This window comes from Acidovorax sp. (genome assembly GCF_046294525.1).
GTDB lineage: Bacteria > Pseudomonadota > Gammaproteobacteria > Burkholderiales > Burkholderiaceae_C > Acidovorax.
Genome location: NZ_JBKBKQ010000001.1, coordinates 367,224 through 383,203, shown reverse-complemented (window position 1 = coordinate 383,203; position 15,980 = coordinate 367,224). Strand labels below are relative to the sequence as shown.

15 protein-coding genes are annotated in these 15,980 nt (G+C 66.3%); 9 read left to right on the top strand and 6 right to left on the bottom strand.

The window, feature by feature from the left end; genetic code table 11:
• Nucleotides 1-37: 37 nt before the first annotated feature.
• The 4 genes from ACK4HJ_RS01700 to ACK4HJ_RS01685 form a co-directional block, all read right to left on the bottom strand.
• Entirely contained in the window at nt 38-547 is a 510-nt protein-coding gene (locus ACK4HJ_RS01700; RefSeq protein ID WP_409827114.1) for a pilin, read from the bottom strand.
• Nucleotides 548-567: 20 nt separating this feature from the next.
• On the bottom strand, nt 568-1,608 hold the full coding sequence (locus ACK4HJ_RS01695; protein WP_409827112.1) for a type II secretion system F family protein: 1,041 nt from the start codon (nt 1,606-1,608) through the stop codon (nt 568-570).
• A gap of 70 nt (nt 1,609-1,678) precedes the next feature.
• Nucleotides 1,679-2,227 (bottom strand): hypothetical protein, encoded by a 549-nt coding sequence (locus tag ACK4HJ_RS01690; protein WP_409827110.1) that lies wholly within the window; start codon nt 2,225-2,227, stop codon nt 1,679-1,681.
• Entirely contained in the window at nt 2,224-2,739 is a 516-nt protein-coding gene (locus ACK4HJ_RS01685) for a pilin (protein WP_409827108.1), read from the bottom strand. The genes ACK4HJ_RS01690 and ACK4HJ_RS01685 overlap by 4 nt, the downstream gene beginning before the upstream one ends.
• A 141-nt stretch (nt 2,740-2,880) precedes the next feature.
• Here ACK4HJ_RS01685 and ACK4HJ_RS01680 point away from each other — a divergent pair, with 141 nt between their 5' ends.
• Complete coding sequence (locus tag ACK4HJ_RS01680; RefSeq protein WP_409827106.1) at nt 2,881-4,470, top strand: Wzy polymerase domain-containing protein; 1,590 nt, start codon at nt 2,881-2,883, stop codon at nt 4,468-4,470.
• On the opposite strand, the gene ACK4HJ_RS01675 is transcribed toward ACK4HJ_RS01680, so the two are convergent.
• On the bottom strand, nt 4,453-5,052 hold the full coding sequence (locus ACK4HJ_RS01675) for a YqiA/YcfP family alpha/beta fold hydrolase (RefSeq protein ID WP_409827104.1): 600 nt from the start codon (nt 5,050-5,052) through the stop codon (nt 4,453-4,455). The two genes, ACK4HJ_RS01680 and ACK4HJ_RS01675, sit on opposite strands and share 18 nt — an antisense overlap.
• 97 nt (nt 5,053-5,149) lie before the next feature.
• Between ACK4HJ_RS01675 and ACK4HJ_RS01670 the strand changes: the two genes are divergently transcribed.
• The 6 genes from ACK4HJ_RS01670 (at nt 5,150) to ACK4HJ_RS01645 (ending at nt 13,010) form a co-directional block, all read left to right on the top strand.
• Nucleotides 5,150-7,585 (top strand): protein kinase domain-containing protein, encoded by a 2,436-nt coding sequence (locus tag ACK4HJ_RS01670; protein WP_409827102.1) that lies wholly within the window; start codon nt 5,150-5,152, stop codon nt 7,583-7,585.
• A gap of 40 nt (nt 7,586-7,625) precedes the next feature.
• Nucleotides 7,626-8,798 carry a rod shape-determining protein RodA gene (gene rodA / locus ACK4HJ_RS01665; protein ID WP_409827100.1) on the top strand — a complete coding sequence of 391 codons (1,173 nt, stop codon included), beginning with the start codon at nt 7,626-7,628 and terminating at the stop codon, nt 8,796-8,798.
• 72 nt (nt 8,799-8,870) lie between these two features.
• Nucleotides 8,871-10,355 (top strand): metalloprotease TldD, encoded by a 1,485-nt coding sequence (gene tldD / locus ACK4HJ_RS01660; protein ID WP_409827098.1) that lies wholly within the window; start codon nt 8,871-8,873, stop codon nt 10,353-10,355.
• A gap of 129 nt (nt 10,356-10,484) precedes the next feature.
• The gene (locus ACK4HJ_RS01655; RefSeq protein WP_409827096.1) at nt 10,485-11,024 is read left to right on the top strand and encodes a hypothetical protein; all 540 of its coding nucleotides are present in this window, start codon (nt 10,485-10,487) and stop codon (nt 11,022-11,024) included.
• A 308-nt stretch (nt 11,025-11,332) separates the two neighbouring features.
• Entirely contained in the window at nt 11,333-12,454 is a 1,122-nt protein-coding gene (locus ACK4HJ_RS01650; RefSeq protein WP_409827094.1) for a 3-deoxy-7-phosphoheptulonate synthase, read from the top strand.
• Between the two features lie 244 nt (nt 12,455-12,698).
• Entirely contained in the window at nt 12,699-13,010 is a 312-nt protein-coding gene (locus ACK4HJ_RS01645; RefSeq protein WP_409827092.1) for a hypothetical protein, read from the top strand.
• Nucleotides 13,011-13,066: 56 nt separating this feature from the next.
• Here the strand turns inward: ACK4HJ_RS01645 and mpl are convergent, their stop codons facing one another.
• On the bottom strand, nt 13,067-14,557 hold the full coding sequence (mpl, locus tag ACK4HJ_RS01640; RefSeq protein ID WP_409827090.1) for a UDP-N-acetylmuramate:L-alanyl-gamma-D-glutamyl-meso-diaminopimelate ligase: 1,491 nt from the start codon (nt 14,555-14,557) through the stop codon (nt 13,067-13,069).
• 213 nt (nt 14,558-14,770) lie between these two features.
• Between mpl and ACK4HJ_RS01635 the strand changes: the two genes are divergently transcribed.
• On the top strand, nt 14,771-15,391 hold the full coding sequence (locus ACK4HJ_RS01635; protein WP_409827088.1) for a hypothetical protein: 621 nt from the start codon (nt 14,771-14,773) through the stop codon (nt 15,389-15,391).
• Nucleotides 15,375-15,974: a TlpA family protein disulfide reductase gene (locus tag ACK4HJ_RS01630; protein ID WP_409827086.1), complete on the top strand. Its 600-nt coding sequence runs from the start codon at nt 15,375-15,377 to the stop codon at nt 15,972-15,974. The genes ACK4HJ_RS01635 and ACK4HJ_RS01630 overlap by 17 nt, the downstream gene beginning before the upstream one ends.
• Nucleotides 15,975-15,980 lie beyond the last annotated feature (6 nt).

Here is a 15,980-nt window from a genome sequence, read left to right as displayed (position 1 = left end):
GATTGTCCCATGGGTGGCAGGGAGGGCCGCCGTGCGGTCAGGCAGCAGGCGGTGGGCCTGTACGGCAGTCCAGCGGGAGAAAGGGCGCAGGCAGGTCGGTCGCGTTGCTGCCCTGGGCTTTCATTTTGTCTGGCACCTGGGCCAAGCCGCACACCCAGGCAATTGGCACCTGGGGGTAGCCCTCGACCACAGCAGGGCGCAGTGTGAGCGTCTTGCCCGCCAGATGGCGATTGGACAGGTTGCCGTAGCGAATGTGCAGCGCGCCGGACTCCACGGAGACCTGTGTCACGTAATTACCCACGATGCGGTCCGCTGGTGGCAGGCCGGCAGCAGTGTTGTCCTTGGGCAGGGTTTTGGTGCGGCTGTAGTGCGCTGCTACGGCCTGGCGTGCAAAGTCCGCGAGTGCGTGGCCTTCGGCCACCTGGGTGCGGATGATGCGATCCTGAAAGGAAGGCATGGCCATGGTCGCCAGAATGCCGATGATGGAGATCACTACCATCAACTCGATCAAGGTGAATCCTCGGGCGGTCGTGCGATGCATGGACATGGTGTTGTTTTTCATAGGAGTCATATGAGCTGCCCCATCTTGAAGATCGGCAGGTAAACGGCGACAGTTAACGTGCCGATCAGCGACGCAACACCGAAGTAGACGAGCCCGACCACATTGCGTTCGAAGCGCGCCAGCGCGTCGTCCCAATCTTCCAGTGCCTGATGTTGCAGCGTCTGCAGGACGGACGCCGAAGCAGCCTCTGCCTGCTCCGCAAGTTGCAGGTGAAGGCTGATGTGCAAAGCAACCGCCTCCGAGACCTGCAGCGCCTTGCCCCAGGGCTGGCCTGACTCCAGTGCGGTGCGCAGCGCCAACGCCTTGGGATGCAATGGTGCAACCAAACCTGCCGCAGCTAGATGGGCGAGGGCTGGCCCTGCCATGCGAGCAGGCACTTGGCCGATCAATGCAAGCACACGTGCTGTGAAAGCAGCGCGCTCAGTACGCTTGAGCAGGCCCACGCTGTAGCCGGCGCGCACCAGCGGCCGGTTGACTTCAGCACGCGTGTAGGTCAGCAGCACGCACAACAGCAGGACGCCAAGCAGAAAGCCGGGCTGCCAGCCTACGAAGAGCCACTGATCGGACTCCCCGGAGAACATCTGCTGGGTGATGGGGGGCAGTGGCGAGCCCATGGCTTCAAAGGCCGCACGCAGAGCGGGTGCAACAAAAATGGAGATCACGGCAAATAAAAAACAAGCGACTGCCGCGAGGAACGTGGGCCAGATTAGCGCCAAGCGCAGCCGGGCACGGCCACGCGACCGCAGTTCCTGGTCAGCTGCAATAGCTCGCAAGATAGCCGCCTTGTCTGCTGCATGGGCTGTACCATCCAGCCAGGCGCCCGCTTCGGCCGTGAAGGACTCCATGCCTGTCGGTAGTGCCTTGCCAAGCGGCAACCCCTCCGTCAATCGTCGGGACAGCGCTTCGTAGGACAGGCGCTGCGTGGTGGTGAGTGTGGTGTCACCTGCCAGCGCTTGGGTTACGGGTGCCAGGGGCGCGCCTGCCTGCACAGCTGCTGCAAGCTGATGCAACAGCAGGGCGTCGCGCCTGTCAGAGGCTAAACGCATGCAGCGGCTCCTTTTGAAGAACACGGGATTGCAAACATATTGCTGCGCGGGAGGGTCACGCGGGGCGCGGTCATGGGGTGATGGTTGTGTTTCTGCATACAAATGGAGTCTGGTCACGCGTCAATCCCACCACAAGGCCTTCGCCCGGGCTGATCCATCCAGTGGGCGTTGCCTTCTCGCCGCACAACCAAAGCACGGACCAGGCCGGGCTGGACTGGGGGACTGCGGGTCGAAAGGACAGGGCGATGGGGCGTGACGGCGGTGCGTCGTTCTCGATGAACGTTTCAAAGCTTTTACCGCTTGTTGGGGAGAGGGTGCCACGCGCGACCAGGCGGCTTTGTTGCCGCACATACTCCATTCCTTTGGTCGTCTCGGCCAAAGGCTGGCCGCCGGAGTTTGCTGGGTCGGGCCTGGGCAACTCGCCGCTGTGTGCGTAGTCGAGAACCACCTCGCCGCGTGCTGCGGAAAGGAGCGAGATCGCGTCCAGCATGCGTGCTTTGTCGAGAATCACGCTGATCCATGGCGCGCACAGCGTGATGGTTGTCACCACAATCGAAAAATAGAACAGCAACTCCAGTCCGGCGTGCCGCTGACGCAACCAGTCGGGGCGCCAGCTCATGTGCGTGACCGGCAGGCGCGGGGCAGCAATTTATCCGCTATGGGGTTGACCTCATCCATGGTGGGCAGGGGCGCGACGAGCACAGTCTCCGCTGCGGGAGCGTATTGGCAGACCCAGGTGAGGGCGGCCGTCGGCTGGCTGGCGTTGATGGCGGGCCGCACCGTCAAATATTGGGCGGGCGAAGACTTTTTGTTGTGCAAGTCAGCAAATCGAACCAGCACCATGCCCTGCATCACCTGGATGCCCATCACCCCGTTGCCGCGAATCAATTCGGGAGCTGGCAAGCCAGCAGCCTGATTGTCTTCGGGCAGCGCTCCCCAACGGTCGTAGTACTCGGCCACGCTCCTTTGGACCGGCGCCATCAGTTCCAGACCTTCGGCGACTCGGGCGCGCGCCATATAGTCGGCGTACGCCGGTACTGCAACGGCCGCGAGGATGCCGATGGTGCTCACCACGAGCATCAGTTCGATGAGGGTGAACCCACGTTGGGTACGTAGAGGCTTAAGGAGCATGGGGAAAGGGCTGCGCGTGCGACGCGAGAGTCTAAAGGCGGGGTAGTGCTGTGTCGGTGTTGAGACTGCATCAAGATGTTCACTCGCTCTGCGAGTCCTATCATCGCCTCCTTCTCTACTGAGGCACGGGATTCCTGCGCGATGTCTTTTGTTTTTCCAGGCGCTTTGCTCGGCGTGGTCGCGGTCGCCTTGCCCTTCCTGTTCGCTTACACCGACGCCCCCGTCTCCAACTTCTGGCCGATGCTGGCCTCTTGGGCGTGTGCCGGGGTACTGCTCGCAGCCTGGGCGTGGCGCGTGCGTGCCGAAGGTGCGGCGGGATGGGCTCCGGGAAACGCGCCGCGTGCACAGCGGCTGGCGGCGGGGCTGCTGCTGGCGGCGCTGGTGGCCGGGGCGATCGGGCTGGCGCAGTATGTGGTGGGCGATGTGGGACTGCAGCCCTGGGTCCATGCCTCGCAGCCCGGGCTGGCGGCGGGCAATTTGCGGCAGCGCAACCAGCAGGCCACCTTGCTGGCCATGGGGGCCTGGGCTTTGCTGTGGTGGTGGCTGCATCGCTCGCCGCAAACGGGGGTAGGCGCACGCTCCCAAGGTGCAAAGGCGTTGCTGGCCACACCCCTGGCGGTGGCGGCCGTTGTTTTTCTGGCGGTGGCTGCGGCGGCCACGGCGTCGCGCACGGGCGCGGTGCAGTGGGCGCTGGTACTGCTGCTGGCCGTGGTGTGGCGGCGCACCGGGCGCGGTTCGTCCGTGCTGCTGGCGGTGCTGGGGCTGGGCGTGTTTCTGGTGGCAGCCTGGGTGCTGCCCGAGCTGCTGTGGCGCTGGCAGGGCGTGCGCGCCGACGCGCTGTTTCACCGGTTCACCGATACGTCGCCGGCCTGCACGAGCCGGAGGGCGCTGTGGTCCAACATGCTGACGCTGATCAGCGAAAAGCCGTGGGTGGGCTGGGGCTGGGGGGAGCTGGACTACGCGCACTATGTGACGTTGTTCCCGGGCGACCGTTTTTGTGTGCTGCTGGACAACGCCCACAACCTGCCGCTGCATCTGGCGGTGGAACTGGGGTTGCCAGCCGCAGTGCTGCTTTGCACGGCTGTGGCGGGCTGGGTGCTGTGGTCCCGGCCGTGGCGCGAGGTGCGGCCCGAGCGCCAATTGGCCTGGGGCGTGCTGGCGCTCATCGGGCTGCACAGCATGCTGGAGTACCCCCTGTGGTACGGCCCCTTCCAGCTGGTGGCCCTATTCGCCGTACTGGTGCTGGCTTGGCCACAGGTGGCGGCGCAGCGCGGCCAGGGCCCAGCGCATGGAGGGCGCGCGTGGCCGCTGGCCGGCTTGCTGGGTGCGGCCGCGGTGCTGGTGTGGGGCGTGTGTGCGCTGGCGGCGTGGGACTATTTCCGGGTGAGCCAGCTCTACAAGGCCAACACGGCCCGTGCGGTCGCGTACCGCGACAACGTCCAGGCCAAGGTGACGCGCTCCGTGCTGTTCACCTGCCAGCTTGAGTTTGCGCAGCTGACCACCACGCCGCTGACCCGTGCCAACGCGCCGGCACTGAACCGCATGGCCAAGGACCTGCTGCATTACTCTCCCGAGCCGCGCGTCATCCAGGTCGTGATCGAGAGCGCGGTGATGCTGGGTCGCGACGACGAAGCGGCTTTCCATCTGAAGCGCTACCGTCTGGCCTATCCCAAGGAGTACGCGCGTTGGAGCGCGGCGGCGGCGCAGGGGGCTTCAGCGTCTGCGCGGTGACAGCGCCAAAAAATCGGTGATGACCGGCAGGTAGTCGCTGAAATTGCTGAGCGCGTGGTCGCCGCCCGGCTGCAAGATCTGCCGTGCGGCGGGGTAGCGCGCCGCCATTTCGCGCCAATCCAGCACTTCGTCGCCCTGGGCGATGATGACCAGCTCCGGTGCTGCAGGCGCGCGTCCCGGGGGGCACGTCAGCGCGTGCAGCTCTGCGATGTATTCCGGGCGGAAGTAAAAGCGCTCCTGCGGGTTCTGCCAAGTGGTCTGTTCGCCGATGTAGCGCTCCAGATCGCGCGCGGGGTTTACGGCGGGGTTGAGCATCACGCTGGGGCAGCCCGCATGGTGCGCCACCCAGCTTGCATAAAAGCCGCCCAGGGATGAACCCATCACCGCCATCTGCCCGCGTGGCCAGTCGGCAATGCCCTGGGCCACCAGCTGCATGGCAGCCTGGGGGGAGGGCGGCAGCTGCGGACACCAGAAGTGCACCTCCGGGTGGTGCCGCCCCACATGCGCAGCCATCTGCTGCGCCTTGGCGGACTGTGGAGATGAGCGGAAACCGTGCAGGTAGAGAAGGTGGGTGGTGGTCATGGGGGGGAGGGGAATCACTGCTGTGGGTGGCCTGAGTGGCGGCGTAGGATGTGCGCATGGGCACCGCGCAGCGGGCCCGCTGCCCCAGATCCCCACCATGACCGATTCTGCCCCGCTTTCCTCCGCCAGACGCCGGGCCCTGGGATCCCCCGGCAAGCCGCCCACCACGGTGGGACGTTTCGAGCTTCAGCGTCTGCTGGGGCGGGGTGCGCAGGCCTCTGTGTGGCTGGCGCTGGACCCGCGGCTGCAGCGGGAGGTGGCCATCAAGCTGCTGCCCTCGGTGGAAGGCGAGGACGCGGCTGTGTTGGAGCAGTGGCTGCGAGAGGCGCGCCATGTGAGCCGGCTGGCCCACCCCTTCATCGTGCCGGTGTTCGAGGCCGACGTGCAGGGCCGCCAGCCCTACATCGTTTTTGAATATGTGCCCGGGCGTACCCTGGCCGAACACTTGGCGCAGCAAGGCCGCTGTCCCCCGCACGACGCTGTGGCGCTGGTGGTGGATGTGCTGGACGGCCTGCAGGCCGCGCACCAGGCAGGGATCGTGCACCGCGACCTGAAGCCATCCAACATCATGGTGGACACCCAGCGCCATGCGCGGGTCATGGACTTCGGCATGGCAGCGCCGGTGGCGCAGCAGCCCGATGCCCATCTGGCCAGCGGTACGCCCGCCTACCTGGCGCCGGAGGCGGTGGCGGGTGCGGCGCCGGCCCCGTCCATGGACGTGTATTCGGCCGCCCTGGTGTTGGTGGAGTTGCTGACCGGCCGGCCCTTGATCCACCAGAAAGATACTTGGCAGGCGCTGTACCGCATTGCCAATGAAGATCTGGTGCTGCCTGACGACCTGGGCCCGGGTGTGGACGACGGCCTGCGGGCCATCTTGCAGCGCGCCATGGCGCGCGACCCGGGCCAGCGGTATGCGTCGGCGGCGGACTTCAGGGACGCGCTGCGCGCCTGGGCTGCTCCCGCCAGCGCCCCCACTGCGGCCAGCAATGCCACGCTGGATTTCCTGCTGCGCCGCATGCGGCACAAAAGCGACTTCCCGGCGCTGTCGGATTCGGTGGCGCGCATCCAGCGCGTGGCCAATTCCGAGGACGACAGCATCAGCGACCTCACGCACGAGATCCTCAAGGACGTGGCGCTGACCAACAAGCTGCTGCGTCTGGTCAACAGCGTGCACTACGCGCACGCCAGCCGCGGCACCATCAGCACGGTGTCGCGCGCAGTGAGTCTGGTGGGCTTCAACGCGGTGCGCAACATGGCGCTGAGCCTGGTGCTGCTGGACCACATGCAGGACAAGCAGCACGCCAGCCAGATGCGCGAAGAGTTTCTGCGCGCCATGATGGCCGGTTCGGTGGCGTCCGAGTTGTGCGCCACTGCGCAGGCGGCAGAAGAAGCGTTTATCGGCGCCATGTTCCAGAACCTGGGGCGCATGCTGTGTGAGTTCTACTTCCCGGAGGAAGCCCGTCAGGTGCGCAGCCTGGTCGCGTCCGGCCGACTCGAGGGCGGCGAAGAAGCGGCCGCCCTGCAGGTGCTAGGGCTGGGATTTGAGGACCTGGGCGTGGGCGTGGCCCGCGTCTGGGCGCTGCCTGAAAGCCTGCAGCGCTGCATGCGCAAGCCGCTGGGGTCGCCCATGCAGCGCCCGCCCGAGCAGGGCGTGGAGCGGCTTCGCTGGGCTGCCATGGCCGCCAACGAGGTCGCTACTGCCCTTTTGCGGAGCGAGCCGGCCCCGCAGGCCGCCCAGCTCGACCAGATCGGGGCGCGTTATGCGCGGCCCCTGGCGCTGTCGGTTCCTGACATTGCCGAGGCCACGCTGCGCGCCCGCCACAAGCTGGTGGCGTTGGCCGAAGCGCTGGACCTGCGCGTGGAACCCGGCACGCCGGCCGCGCGGCTGCTGACATTGCCACCGCCCGAAGGTGCCACGCCGGTCGACGATGCGCTGGAGCACCACGAACTGCGGGCTGGCGACCCCGACCCCCTGCCAGCTGTGCTGCCGTCGCAGGCGGGTGGCGAGGTGTCGGTGGCCCAGGTCAACGAGGTACTGGCTGCGGGGATTCAGGACATCACCAACGCGATGGTCGAGAACTTTCAGCTCAACGATGTGCTGCGCATGATCCTGGAAACCATGTTCCGCGCCCTGGGGTTCCGGCGCATGGTGTTCTGCCTGCGGGACGCCAGGGCCGAGATTTTGACCGGCCGCTTCGGCCTGGGCGAGGGTAGCGAGGCCGCTGTGCGGGCCATGCGCGTGCCCCTCAAGGTGCAGGGCGACCTGTTTGCCGCCGTGTGCCTGCGGGGCGCCGACACGCTCATCAACGATGCCACTGAACCACGCCTGCAGGCCCGGCTGCCCGACTGGTACCGCACGGGACTCAATGCACCCGCCTTTCTGCTGCTGCCGCTGCAGATCAAGGGGCAGACTTTTGCGCTCATCTACGCCGATCAGGCGAGCGCCGGAGGGATCGTGGTCGACGACAAGGCCCTGGGCCTGCTTCGCACCCTGCGCAATCAGGCCGTGATGGCCTTCCGCCAGGCGGGTTGACCGCCTGCGGCGTGGCGCGGCGGGGCCCGATAATCGGGGGATGGCCGTCGTATTTGAAAAGCCCACTCTTGCACAGCGCTTTGTCCCGTTGTTCCGCGGGTTTGACCTGCCGCTGCTGTTGGTGGTGCTGCTGCTGGCCGGCGCCGGGCTGGTGGCGATGTATTCCTCCGGGTACGACCATGGAACGCGCTTCATGGACCATGGTCGCAACGTGCTGATTGCCGGCGCCATCCTGTTCATGGTGGCCCAGGTGCCGCCGCAGAAGATCATGGTCTTTGCGGTGCCGCTGTACGCCGCCGGGGTGGCGCTGCTGGTGGCCGTGGCGCTGTTTGGCATCACCAAGAAGGGCGCGCAGCGCTGGATCAACCTCGGCATCGTCATCCAGCCCAGCGAGATTCTGAAGATCGCCACGCCGCTCATGCTGGCCTGGTGGTTCCAGAAGCGCGAGGGCACGCTGCGCCCGCTCGATTTTGTGGCCGCGGGGCTGCTGCTGGCCATCCCTGTGGGCCTCATCATGAAGCAGCCCGACCTGGGAACCTCGCTGCTGGTGCTGGCGGCGGGCCTGTCGGTGATCTTCTTTGCGGGCCTGTCGTGGAGGCTGGTGCTGCCGCCCGTGCTCATCGGCGGGGCCGGCATCCTCACCCTGGTGCTGATGGGCGACCAGTGGTGCGCCGACGGCGTGCGCTGGGTGGTGCTGCACGAATACCAGCAGCAGCGGGTGTGCACCCTGCTGGACCCCACGCGCGACCCGCTGGGCAAGGGTTTCCACATCATCCAGGGCATGATCGCCATCGGCTCCGGTGGCGTGTGGGGCAAGGGATTCATGGCCGGCACGCAAACCCATCTGGAGTTCATCCCTGAGCGCACCACCGACTTCATCTTCGCGGCGTACTCCGAAGAGTTCGGGCTGGCGGGCAACCTCTTTCTCGTGGCGTCGTTCATTCTGCTGGTCTGGCGCGGGCTGGCGATTGCCGCAGGCGCCAACAGCCTTTTTGGCCGCCTGATGGCGGGCGCGGTGTCCATGATCTTCTTCACCTACGCCTTCGTGAACATGGGCATGGTCAGCGGCATCCTGCCCGTGGTGGGGGTGCCGCTGCCCTTCATCAGCTATGGCGGCACGGCCATGGTGACGCTGGGGCTGGCGCTGGGCATCCTCATGTCCGTCGCCCGGGCCCAGAAGCAGGACAGCAAGGACGCGCGGGCGGCCCTGTAGCGCGGGCACAGCCGCGCCGGGGCGGGTGCCCCTGCGCCTGCCAGGGCGAGGGCGCCCGCCTAAAATGCCTGGATGACTTTCCGCCCCACCACCGCCGCGCCCCAGCGCGCGGCCACCAGCCAGCGCATCGATGTCGCTCGCGAACTGTTGTTGACCCCGTTTGGCCTGGACGAAAGCCACCTGGCGCGCGCGCTGGGCGAGATCCGCGCCCACCAGGTGGACGACGCCGACCTGTACTTCCAGTACACCCGCAGCGAGGGCTGGAGTTTGGAGGAAGGCATCGTTAAGACGGGCTCCTTCAGCATCGACCAGGGTGTGGGTGTGCGCGCGGTCAGCGGTGAAAAGACGGCGTTTGCGTATTCCGACGACATCTCCGAGGCGTCCTTGCTGGATGCTGCCCGTACAGTAAGGTCAATTTCGGCCGCAGCGCAGGCGGGTAAAGCGCGAGTAGCTCCTAAAAAGGTAGCGGCAGGCCGCAGCCTGTATCCCGGTGTGGACCCGATTGCCTCGCTGGACAGCACGGCCAAGGTGGCCCTGCTTGAAAAACTGGAACAGCGGGCCCGCGCCAAAGACCCGCGTGTGGCGCAAGTGATGGCCGGGCTGGCCAGCGAATACGACGTGGTGCTGGTGGCGCGTGCCGACGGCACCCTGGCGGCCGACGTGCGCCCGCTGGTGCGCCTGTCGGTCACGGTGATCGCTGAGCAGAACGGCCGCCGCGAGATGGGCTCGGCCGGCGGCGGCGGCCGCTTTGGCCTGGCATACTTCGACGACGAGCAGATGGGCAAGTACGTGGACGAGGCTGTGAATGCCGCCCTGGTCAACCTCGAATCGCGTCCGGCCCCGGCGGGCGAGATGACCGTCGTGCTGGGCTCGGGCTGGCCGGGCATCCTGCTGCACGAGGCTATCGGCCACGGGCTGGAGGGTGACTTCAACCGCAAAGGCTCCAGTGCGTTCAGCGGCCGCATCGGCCAGCGCGTGGCGGCCAAGGGGGTCACGGTGCTGGACGACGGCACCATCGCCGACCGGCGCGGCTCGCTCAACGTGGACGACGAAGGCCACGCCAGCCAGCGCAACGTGCTCATCGAAGACGGCATCCTGAAGGGCTATATCCAGGACTCGCTGAACGCGCGCCTGATGGGTGTCGCCCCCACTGGCAACGGCCGGCGCGAAAGCTATGCCCACATCCCCATGCCGCGCATGACCAACACCTACATGCTGGGCGGCGACAAGGACCCGCAGGAGATCATCGCCAGCATCAAGAAGGGACTGTACGCCAGCAATTTTGGCGGCGGGCAGGTGGACATTACCTCTGGCAAGTTCGTGTTCTCGGCCAGCGAAGCCTACTGGGTGGAGAACGGCAAGATCCAGTACCCCGTGAAGGGCGCCACCATCATCGGCAGCGGGCCGGAATCGCTCAAGAAGGTCATGATGATCGGCAACGACATGCGCCTGGACAGCGGCGTGGGCACCTGCGGCAAGGAAGGCCAGAGCGTGCCCGTGGGCGTGGGCCAGCCCACGCTGCGCATCGAAGGCCTCACGGTGGGCGGCACGGCCTGACCCCCCGGCGGCTGGGCCCCGGTGCGGGGATCCTGGCATGCGCGGCCCGCATGAAGGCGCGGTGTCCGCGTTTTACCCCCCTTTTCCACACTTGCACCCGGCCCGAGCCGGCGCACAATGGGTGACACCATGCCTGTTACGCGCCCCAGCCAATTGATGACGCTCCAGTCGTTTGGCGACATCAGCCGTTTTTTGCGCGAAGGCGTGGCCGACGAGGACTCGCGCCAGCTGCGCGACAGTCTCAGCGCACTGTCTACCCAGATCGACGAGGCCGTGCGTGTGCGCCGCACCAGTACCGACACGTCGGCCATCGCGCGCCGCGTGGTCAGCCTGTCCCACTGCGCGCGCGAGCACCAGCTGTTGCTCACCGGCTTGGGCTCGGCCTGGCATGCGCTGTACGAGTTTGGCGCCTACCAGCGCGCGCTGCGCGAACTGCGCAACGCCATTGCCGTGTGGCAGCAGATGCTGGAGCAGCGCAGCCCGGGCGAGAGCGCCAGCTTCGACCAGTTCGAGCTTCTGGCCTGGCGCACGCTGGGCGAGGCGCTTTTGCTCATCGACATGTACGAGCACCAGAGTGAACCCGTCAGTGAGCTGCCGGATTCGACCCCGCGAAATAAGCGCTCGGTGCTGCAGCGCATCCGCGCTTGGCTGGGGATCGGCAGGGGCTGAACCGGCCTCACAAGGCGCACCGCTGCGCGCTTTGGATGCCCGTGTGGCCCTCTTTTTGTAGTGCAATCGCAACAGTTCCGGCTTGCTGCACTGCCGCACTCCTGTGCTACATTGCCTGCCATGCAAGTTCGCAGCGCGTTTTATTTTTGGTTTTTTATCTCGGTCCCCGGCGGATGAGAGGAAAACGCGCAAGCACACACAACCTCCCCATACCAACCGCCGACGCTGCAAAGCCCGGCGGTTTTTGTTTTTCTGCCCTCCCGTTTTCCCATTCTTCAATTCATCACTCACACCACGAGGAAGCAACCATGACGGTCCCCAACACCCCCACCAGCGATGCCTGGTACCGCAGCGTCGACAAAACCAGCGAAACCGACGACGAACGTATCAAGGACATCACCGTGTTGCCTCCTCCCGAGCACCTGATCCGCTTCTTCCCCATCGGCGGCACGCCGGTCGAGACGCTGATCACGCAGACCCGCAAGAACATCCACAACATCATGGCCGGGCAGGACGACCGCCTGCTGGTGGTCATCGGCCCCTGCTCCATCCACGACCCGGCCGCCGCGCTGGAGTACGCCCGCCGCCTCAAGGCTGTGCGCGAGCAGTACAAGGACACGCTGGAGATCGTGATGCGCGTGTACTTCGAAAAGCCGCGTACCACCGTGGGCTGGAAGGGCCTCATCAACGATCCCTACCTGGACGAGAGCTACCGCATCGACGAAGGCTTGCGCATTGCGCGCCAGTTGCTCATCGACATCAACCGGCTGGGCATGCCCGCCGGCAGCGAGTTCCTGGACGTTATTTCGCCCCAGTACATCGGCGACCTGATCGCCTGGGGCGCCATCGGCGCGCGCACCACCGAAAGCCAGGTGCACCGCGAGCTGGCTTCGGGCCTGTCAGCGCCCATCGGCTTCAAGAACGGCACGGACGGCAACATCCGCATTGCCACCGACGCCATCCAGTCCGCCAGCCGCGGCCACCATTTCCTGTCGGTGCACAAGAACGGCCAGGTTGCCATCGTCAACACCAGCGGCAACAAGGACTGCCACGTGATCCTGCGCGGCGGCAAGGCACCCAACTACGACGCGGCCAGCGTGGCCGCTGCCTGTAAGGACCTGGAGGCGGCCAATCTTCCCGCCACCTTGATGGTGGATTGCAGCCACGCCAACAGCAGCAAGCAGCACGCAAAGCAGCTGGACGTGGCCCGCGATGTGGCGGCGCAGATTGCAGGCGGCTCGCGCAGCGTGTTCGGCCTGATGATCGAGAGCCACCTGACGGAAGGCGCGCAGAAGTTCACGCCCGGCAAGGACGACCCCAGCGCGCTGGAATATGGCAAAAGCATCACCGACGCCTGCCTGGGCTGGGACCCGTCGCTGGTGGCGCTGGCCGAGTTGTCCAACGCCGTCAAGGCACGCCGTGGAATGTGAAGCCCCCCCGAGTCGCTTCGCGCTTTACCCCTCTCTCGCATTGCTGCGCCATGCGGGAGGGGGACGCCCCCAGCGCGGCGGGGCGGCCCTTGCGCGGGTGCGCTGGTCTGAGCCGCGCGCTTTTCGCCGCGGCGCGTGGTTCGATGGTGGGTGGCGCCGGCGTGTAAGCTCCTGTTTGTTTGATCAAGGGCTTGCTCGCTGACTACAGCGCGGTCGGGCCCGCTAGCACACAGAAAGGCATCTCATGCACAGCGAAGTGTCGGTCCGGCTGGCCGGGCATCAGGAGTTCCGTTTTGACCTGCAGGGCGCCGAGCCCATGGGGCACGAGGAGGGGCGGCGCTGGCTGGACGACCAGTTCACCACGCTGGACTGCGAGCCCCTGCGCGCCAGCGGCAAGGTGCTGCTGGCCGACAAGGTGCTGACGGTGGCGCGTGCCGCCGGAGCGCCGCTGCTGGGCGATCCGGACTGGTCCCGCAACTTTGCGCGCGCCGCCAGTGCTGCCTTGGCCAAGCCCGTCGTGCGGGTGGATGTCGAGGCCATGACTGTCTCTTTCTAAGACAAAATATCAATAAAAAATGGCTCTAGCGCTTATCCAGTAAGCGCTGATAGCTATTATTTATGAAGTGCCTGCAGCAGCTTGGTGTGGATGCCGCCAAAGCCGCCGTTGCTCATGCACACCACGTGGTCGCCGGGGCGTGCGGCCTGTGCCACCTGGGCCACGAGCGTGTCGATGTCCGCGGCGGTCTGCGCGCGCTGGCCCGGGCCCACGCCCAGCGGCGCAAGCGCCTGGGCGGCATCCCAGTCCAGTCCGGCCGTGTGGCAGAAAACCAGATCCGCAGGCTCAAGCGCCCAGGGCAACTGGCTCTTCATGGAGCCCAGCTTCATGGTGTTACTGCGGGGCTCGAACACCGCCAGGATGCGCACTCCGTTGCCCAGGCTGCGGCGCAGGCCATCTAGCGTGGTGCGCAGGGCGGTAGGGTGGTGGGCAAAGTCGTCATACACCGCCACGCCCGCCACGGTGCCGCGCAGTTCCATGCGCCGCTTCACGTTCTGAAATGTGCCGAGAGCTGCCGCAGCTTGCGCCGGGCTCACGCCCACATGGTGCGCGGCGGCAATGGCAGCCAGCGCGTTGAGCTGATTGTGCTGGCCCGTCAGCGCCCATTCCACGCGCGCCACAGCCTGGCCGTGGTGCAGCACATCAAACGCCTGGTGCGTGCCCTCGGCGCTGAAGTCGCTCACTGTGGCGCCAAAGCTGGTCACCTCGCTCCAGCAGCCGGTGTGCAGCACCCGCGCCAGGCTTTCTTCCAGTCCATTGACCACAACGCGCCCTGTCGGGGGAACGGTGCGCACCAGATGATGGAACTGGCGCTCGATGGCTGCCAGGTCGTCAAAGATATCGGCGTGGTCAAACTCCAGGTTGTTGAGCACGGCGGTGCGGGGCCGGTAGTGCACAAACTTGCTGCGCTTGTCGAAAAACGCGGTGTCGTATTCGTCGGCCTCAATCACGAAGAGCGGCCGCGCTGCGTCGGCCCCCTGCACGGTCGAACCGCCGCCGGGCCGCCCCAAGGCGGTGAGGGCCGCCTCAGGGGGCAGCGAACCATGCGCAGCAGGGAGCGTGGGGGCGCTGACTCCCAGGCGCGCCGACACGCCGAAGTTCAGCGGCACGCCGCCGATCAGGAAACCCGGCTGCTGGCCGGCGCTCTCCAGAATCCATGCCAGCATCGACGTGGTGGTGGTCTTGCCGTGCGTGCCGGCCACTGCGAGTACATGTCGACCCTGCAGCACGTGCTCGGCCAGCCACTGCGGGCCGCTGGTGTAGGGCGCTCCGGCATCCAGGATGGCTTCCATCAGCGGAAATTTGGGCGCTCCGTCCGCCAGCCGGGCGCGGCTGACCACGTTGCCGATGACGAACATGTCTGGCTTCAGCGCCATCTGGTCGGCGCCGTAACCCTCGATGAGGTCGATGCCCAGCGCACGCAACTGGTCGCTCATGGGGGGATAGACCCCGGCATCGCAGCCCGTCACGCGGTGGCCCGCCTCGCGCGCCAGCGCCGCCAGCCCGCCCATGAACGTGCCGCAGATCCCCAGTATGTGTATGTGCATGGGCGCAGATTCTAAGCGGGCATCCTGTGGGCAATACTTTGAATAAAAATGGCCTCTAGCGCTTTACCAGAAAGCGCTGACAGCTATCAAATTTGACCATTTGCCTTTCTGTTACCCAGCAACCCGCGGGACCATGGGGGGATGCTGCGACCCTTGTTCAAGGACTGGGGCCACAATGCTGCCTCTGCCTCCGCGTCGTTTCCCACCATTCCCATGCACACACCTCTGAGCGACGAAATCGCCCACACCACCGCACGCTTGGTGGTGGAGGAGGGCCTGGAATGGGGCCCGGCCAAGCGCCGTGCCGTGCGCGAGTTGGGTTTGCCCGCCCGCACCCCGCTGCCCGACAACGACCAAGTCGAAGCCGCGGTGCGCGAATACATCCAGATTTTTTGTGCCGACACCCAGCCGCGCGAATTGCGCGCCCTGCGGCAGCTGGCGCTGGTGTGGATGGAGCGCATGGCGGACTTCCGGCCACACCTGGCGGGCGCCGTCTGGCACGGCACCGCCACGCGGCTGTCGGATATATACGTGCAGTTGTTTTGTGATGACCCCAAATCCGCCGAGATAGCGCTTATCGATCACCGTGTGGACTATGAGCCCCGCACGGTGACCGGTTTCAACGGCCAGCCGGTGGAGGCGTTGAGCCTGAGCAGCCTGAGCCCAGAGCTTTCCGAGATGATCGGCGTGCACTTGCTCATCTACGACCTGGACGACTTGCGCGGCGCGCTGCGGCCCGACAGCCAGGGCCGCACCCCCCGGGGTGACTTGGCTGCAGTGCGCCGCCTGCTTCTACAAGAGACCGATACGGACCCCCATGACGAATCCCGCTGATCCTTCTGGTTCAACTCGCGCAACCGAGGCTCCAGAGGCTACCGCCGTTGCGCCGCCTTTGACCGCGCGCCGCCGCGTGTTGTATGCGGGGGTGGCGGGCGCTGCGGCGCTAGGCGGCGCAGGCCTAGCGTGGTGGAAGTTCCAACCCCACGCCATGGAGCCCGGTGCCGAGCAGGCGCTGTGGGGCATGGAGTTTGACAAACCCGAAGGCGGTGCTCTGGCGCTGCAGTCGTTTGCGGGCAAGCCGCTGTTGCTCAACTTCTGGGCCACCTGGTGCCCACCCTGTGTGGACGAGCTGCCAATGCTCAATGCCTTCTACCGCGAGCAGTCGCCGAACGGCTGGCAGGTGCTGGGCCTGGCCATTGACCAGCCCTCGGCCGTGCGCAAGTTCCTGCAGCGCATTCCGCTGGATTTTCCGGTGGGGCTGGCGGGACTGGGGGGCACGGACCTGGGGCGGTCGCTGGGCAACCTCACAGGCGGCCTGCCTTTTACCGTGGTGCTGGGCGGGGCCGGAAAAGTGCTGCATCGTAAAATGGGCCAGATCACGCCCCAGGATCTCCAGCAGTGGGCCGCTCTCCGGTGAAGTTCG

Coding starts and splice junctions, on each gene's coding strand:
- ACK4HJ_RS01700 (WP_409827114.1), bottom strand. CDS start 547: ATGTCCATGCATCGCACGACCGCCCGAGGATTCACCTTGATCGAGTTG.
- ACK4HJ_RS01695 (WP_409827112.1), bottom strand. CDS start 1,608: ATGCGTTTAGCCTCTGACAGGCGCGACGCCCTGCTGTTGCATCAGCTT.
- ACK4HJ_RS01690 (WP_409827110.1), bottom strand. CDS start 2,227: ATGAGCTGGCGCCCCGACTGGTTGCGTCAGCGGCACGCCGGACTGGAG.
- ACK4HJ_RS01685 (WP_409827108.1), bottom strand. CDS start 2,739: ATGCTCCTTAAGCCTCTACGTACCCAACGTGGGTTCACCCTCATCGAA.
- ACK4HJ_RS01680 (WP_409827106.1), top strand. CDS start 2,881: ATGTCTTTTGTTTTTCCAGGCGCTTTGCTCGGCGTGGTCGCGGTCGCC.
- ACK4HJ_RS01675 (WP_409827104.1), bottom strand. CDS start 5,052: ATGACCACCACCCACCTTCTCTACCTGCACGGTTTCCGCTCATCTCCA.
- ACK4HJ_RS01670 (WP_409827102.1), top strand. CDS start 5,150: ATGACCGATTCTGCCCCGCTTTCCTCCGCCAGACGCCGGGCCCTGGGA.
- rodA (WP_409827100.1), top strand. CDS start 7,626: ATGGCCGTCGTATTTGAAAAGCCCACTCTTGCACAGCGCTTTGTCCCG.
- tldD (WP_409827098.1), top strand. CDS start 8,871: ATGACTTTCCGCCCCACCACCGCCGCGCCCCAGCGCGCGGCCACCAGC.
- ACK4HJ_RS01655 (WP_409827096.1), top strand. CDS start 10,485: ATGCCTGTTACGCGCCCCAGCCAATTGATGACGCTCCAGTCGTTTGGC.
- ACK4HJ_RS01650 (WP_409827094.1), top strand. CDS start 11,333: ATGACGGTCCCCAACACCCCCACCAGCGATGCCTGGTACCGCAGCGTC.
- ACK4HJ_RS01645 (WP_409827092.1), top strand. CDS start 12,699: ATGCACAGCGAAGTGTCGGTCCGGCTGGCCGGGCATCAGGAGTTCCGT.
- mpl (WP_409827090.1), bottom strand. CDS start 14,557: ATGCACATACACATACTGGGGATCTGCGGCACGTTCATGGGCGGGCTG.
- ACK4HJ_RS01635 (WP_409827088.1), top strand. CDS start 14,771: ATGCACACACCTCTGAGCGACGAAATCGCCCACACCACCGCACGCTTG.
- ACK4HJ_RS01630 (WP_409827086.1), top strand. CDS start 15,375: ATGACGAATCCCGCTGATCCTTCTGGTTCAACTCGCGCAACCGAGGCT.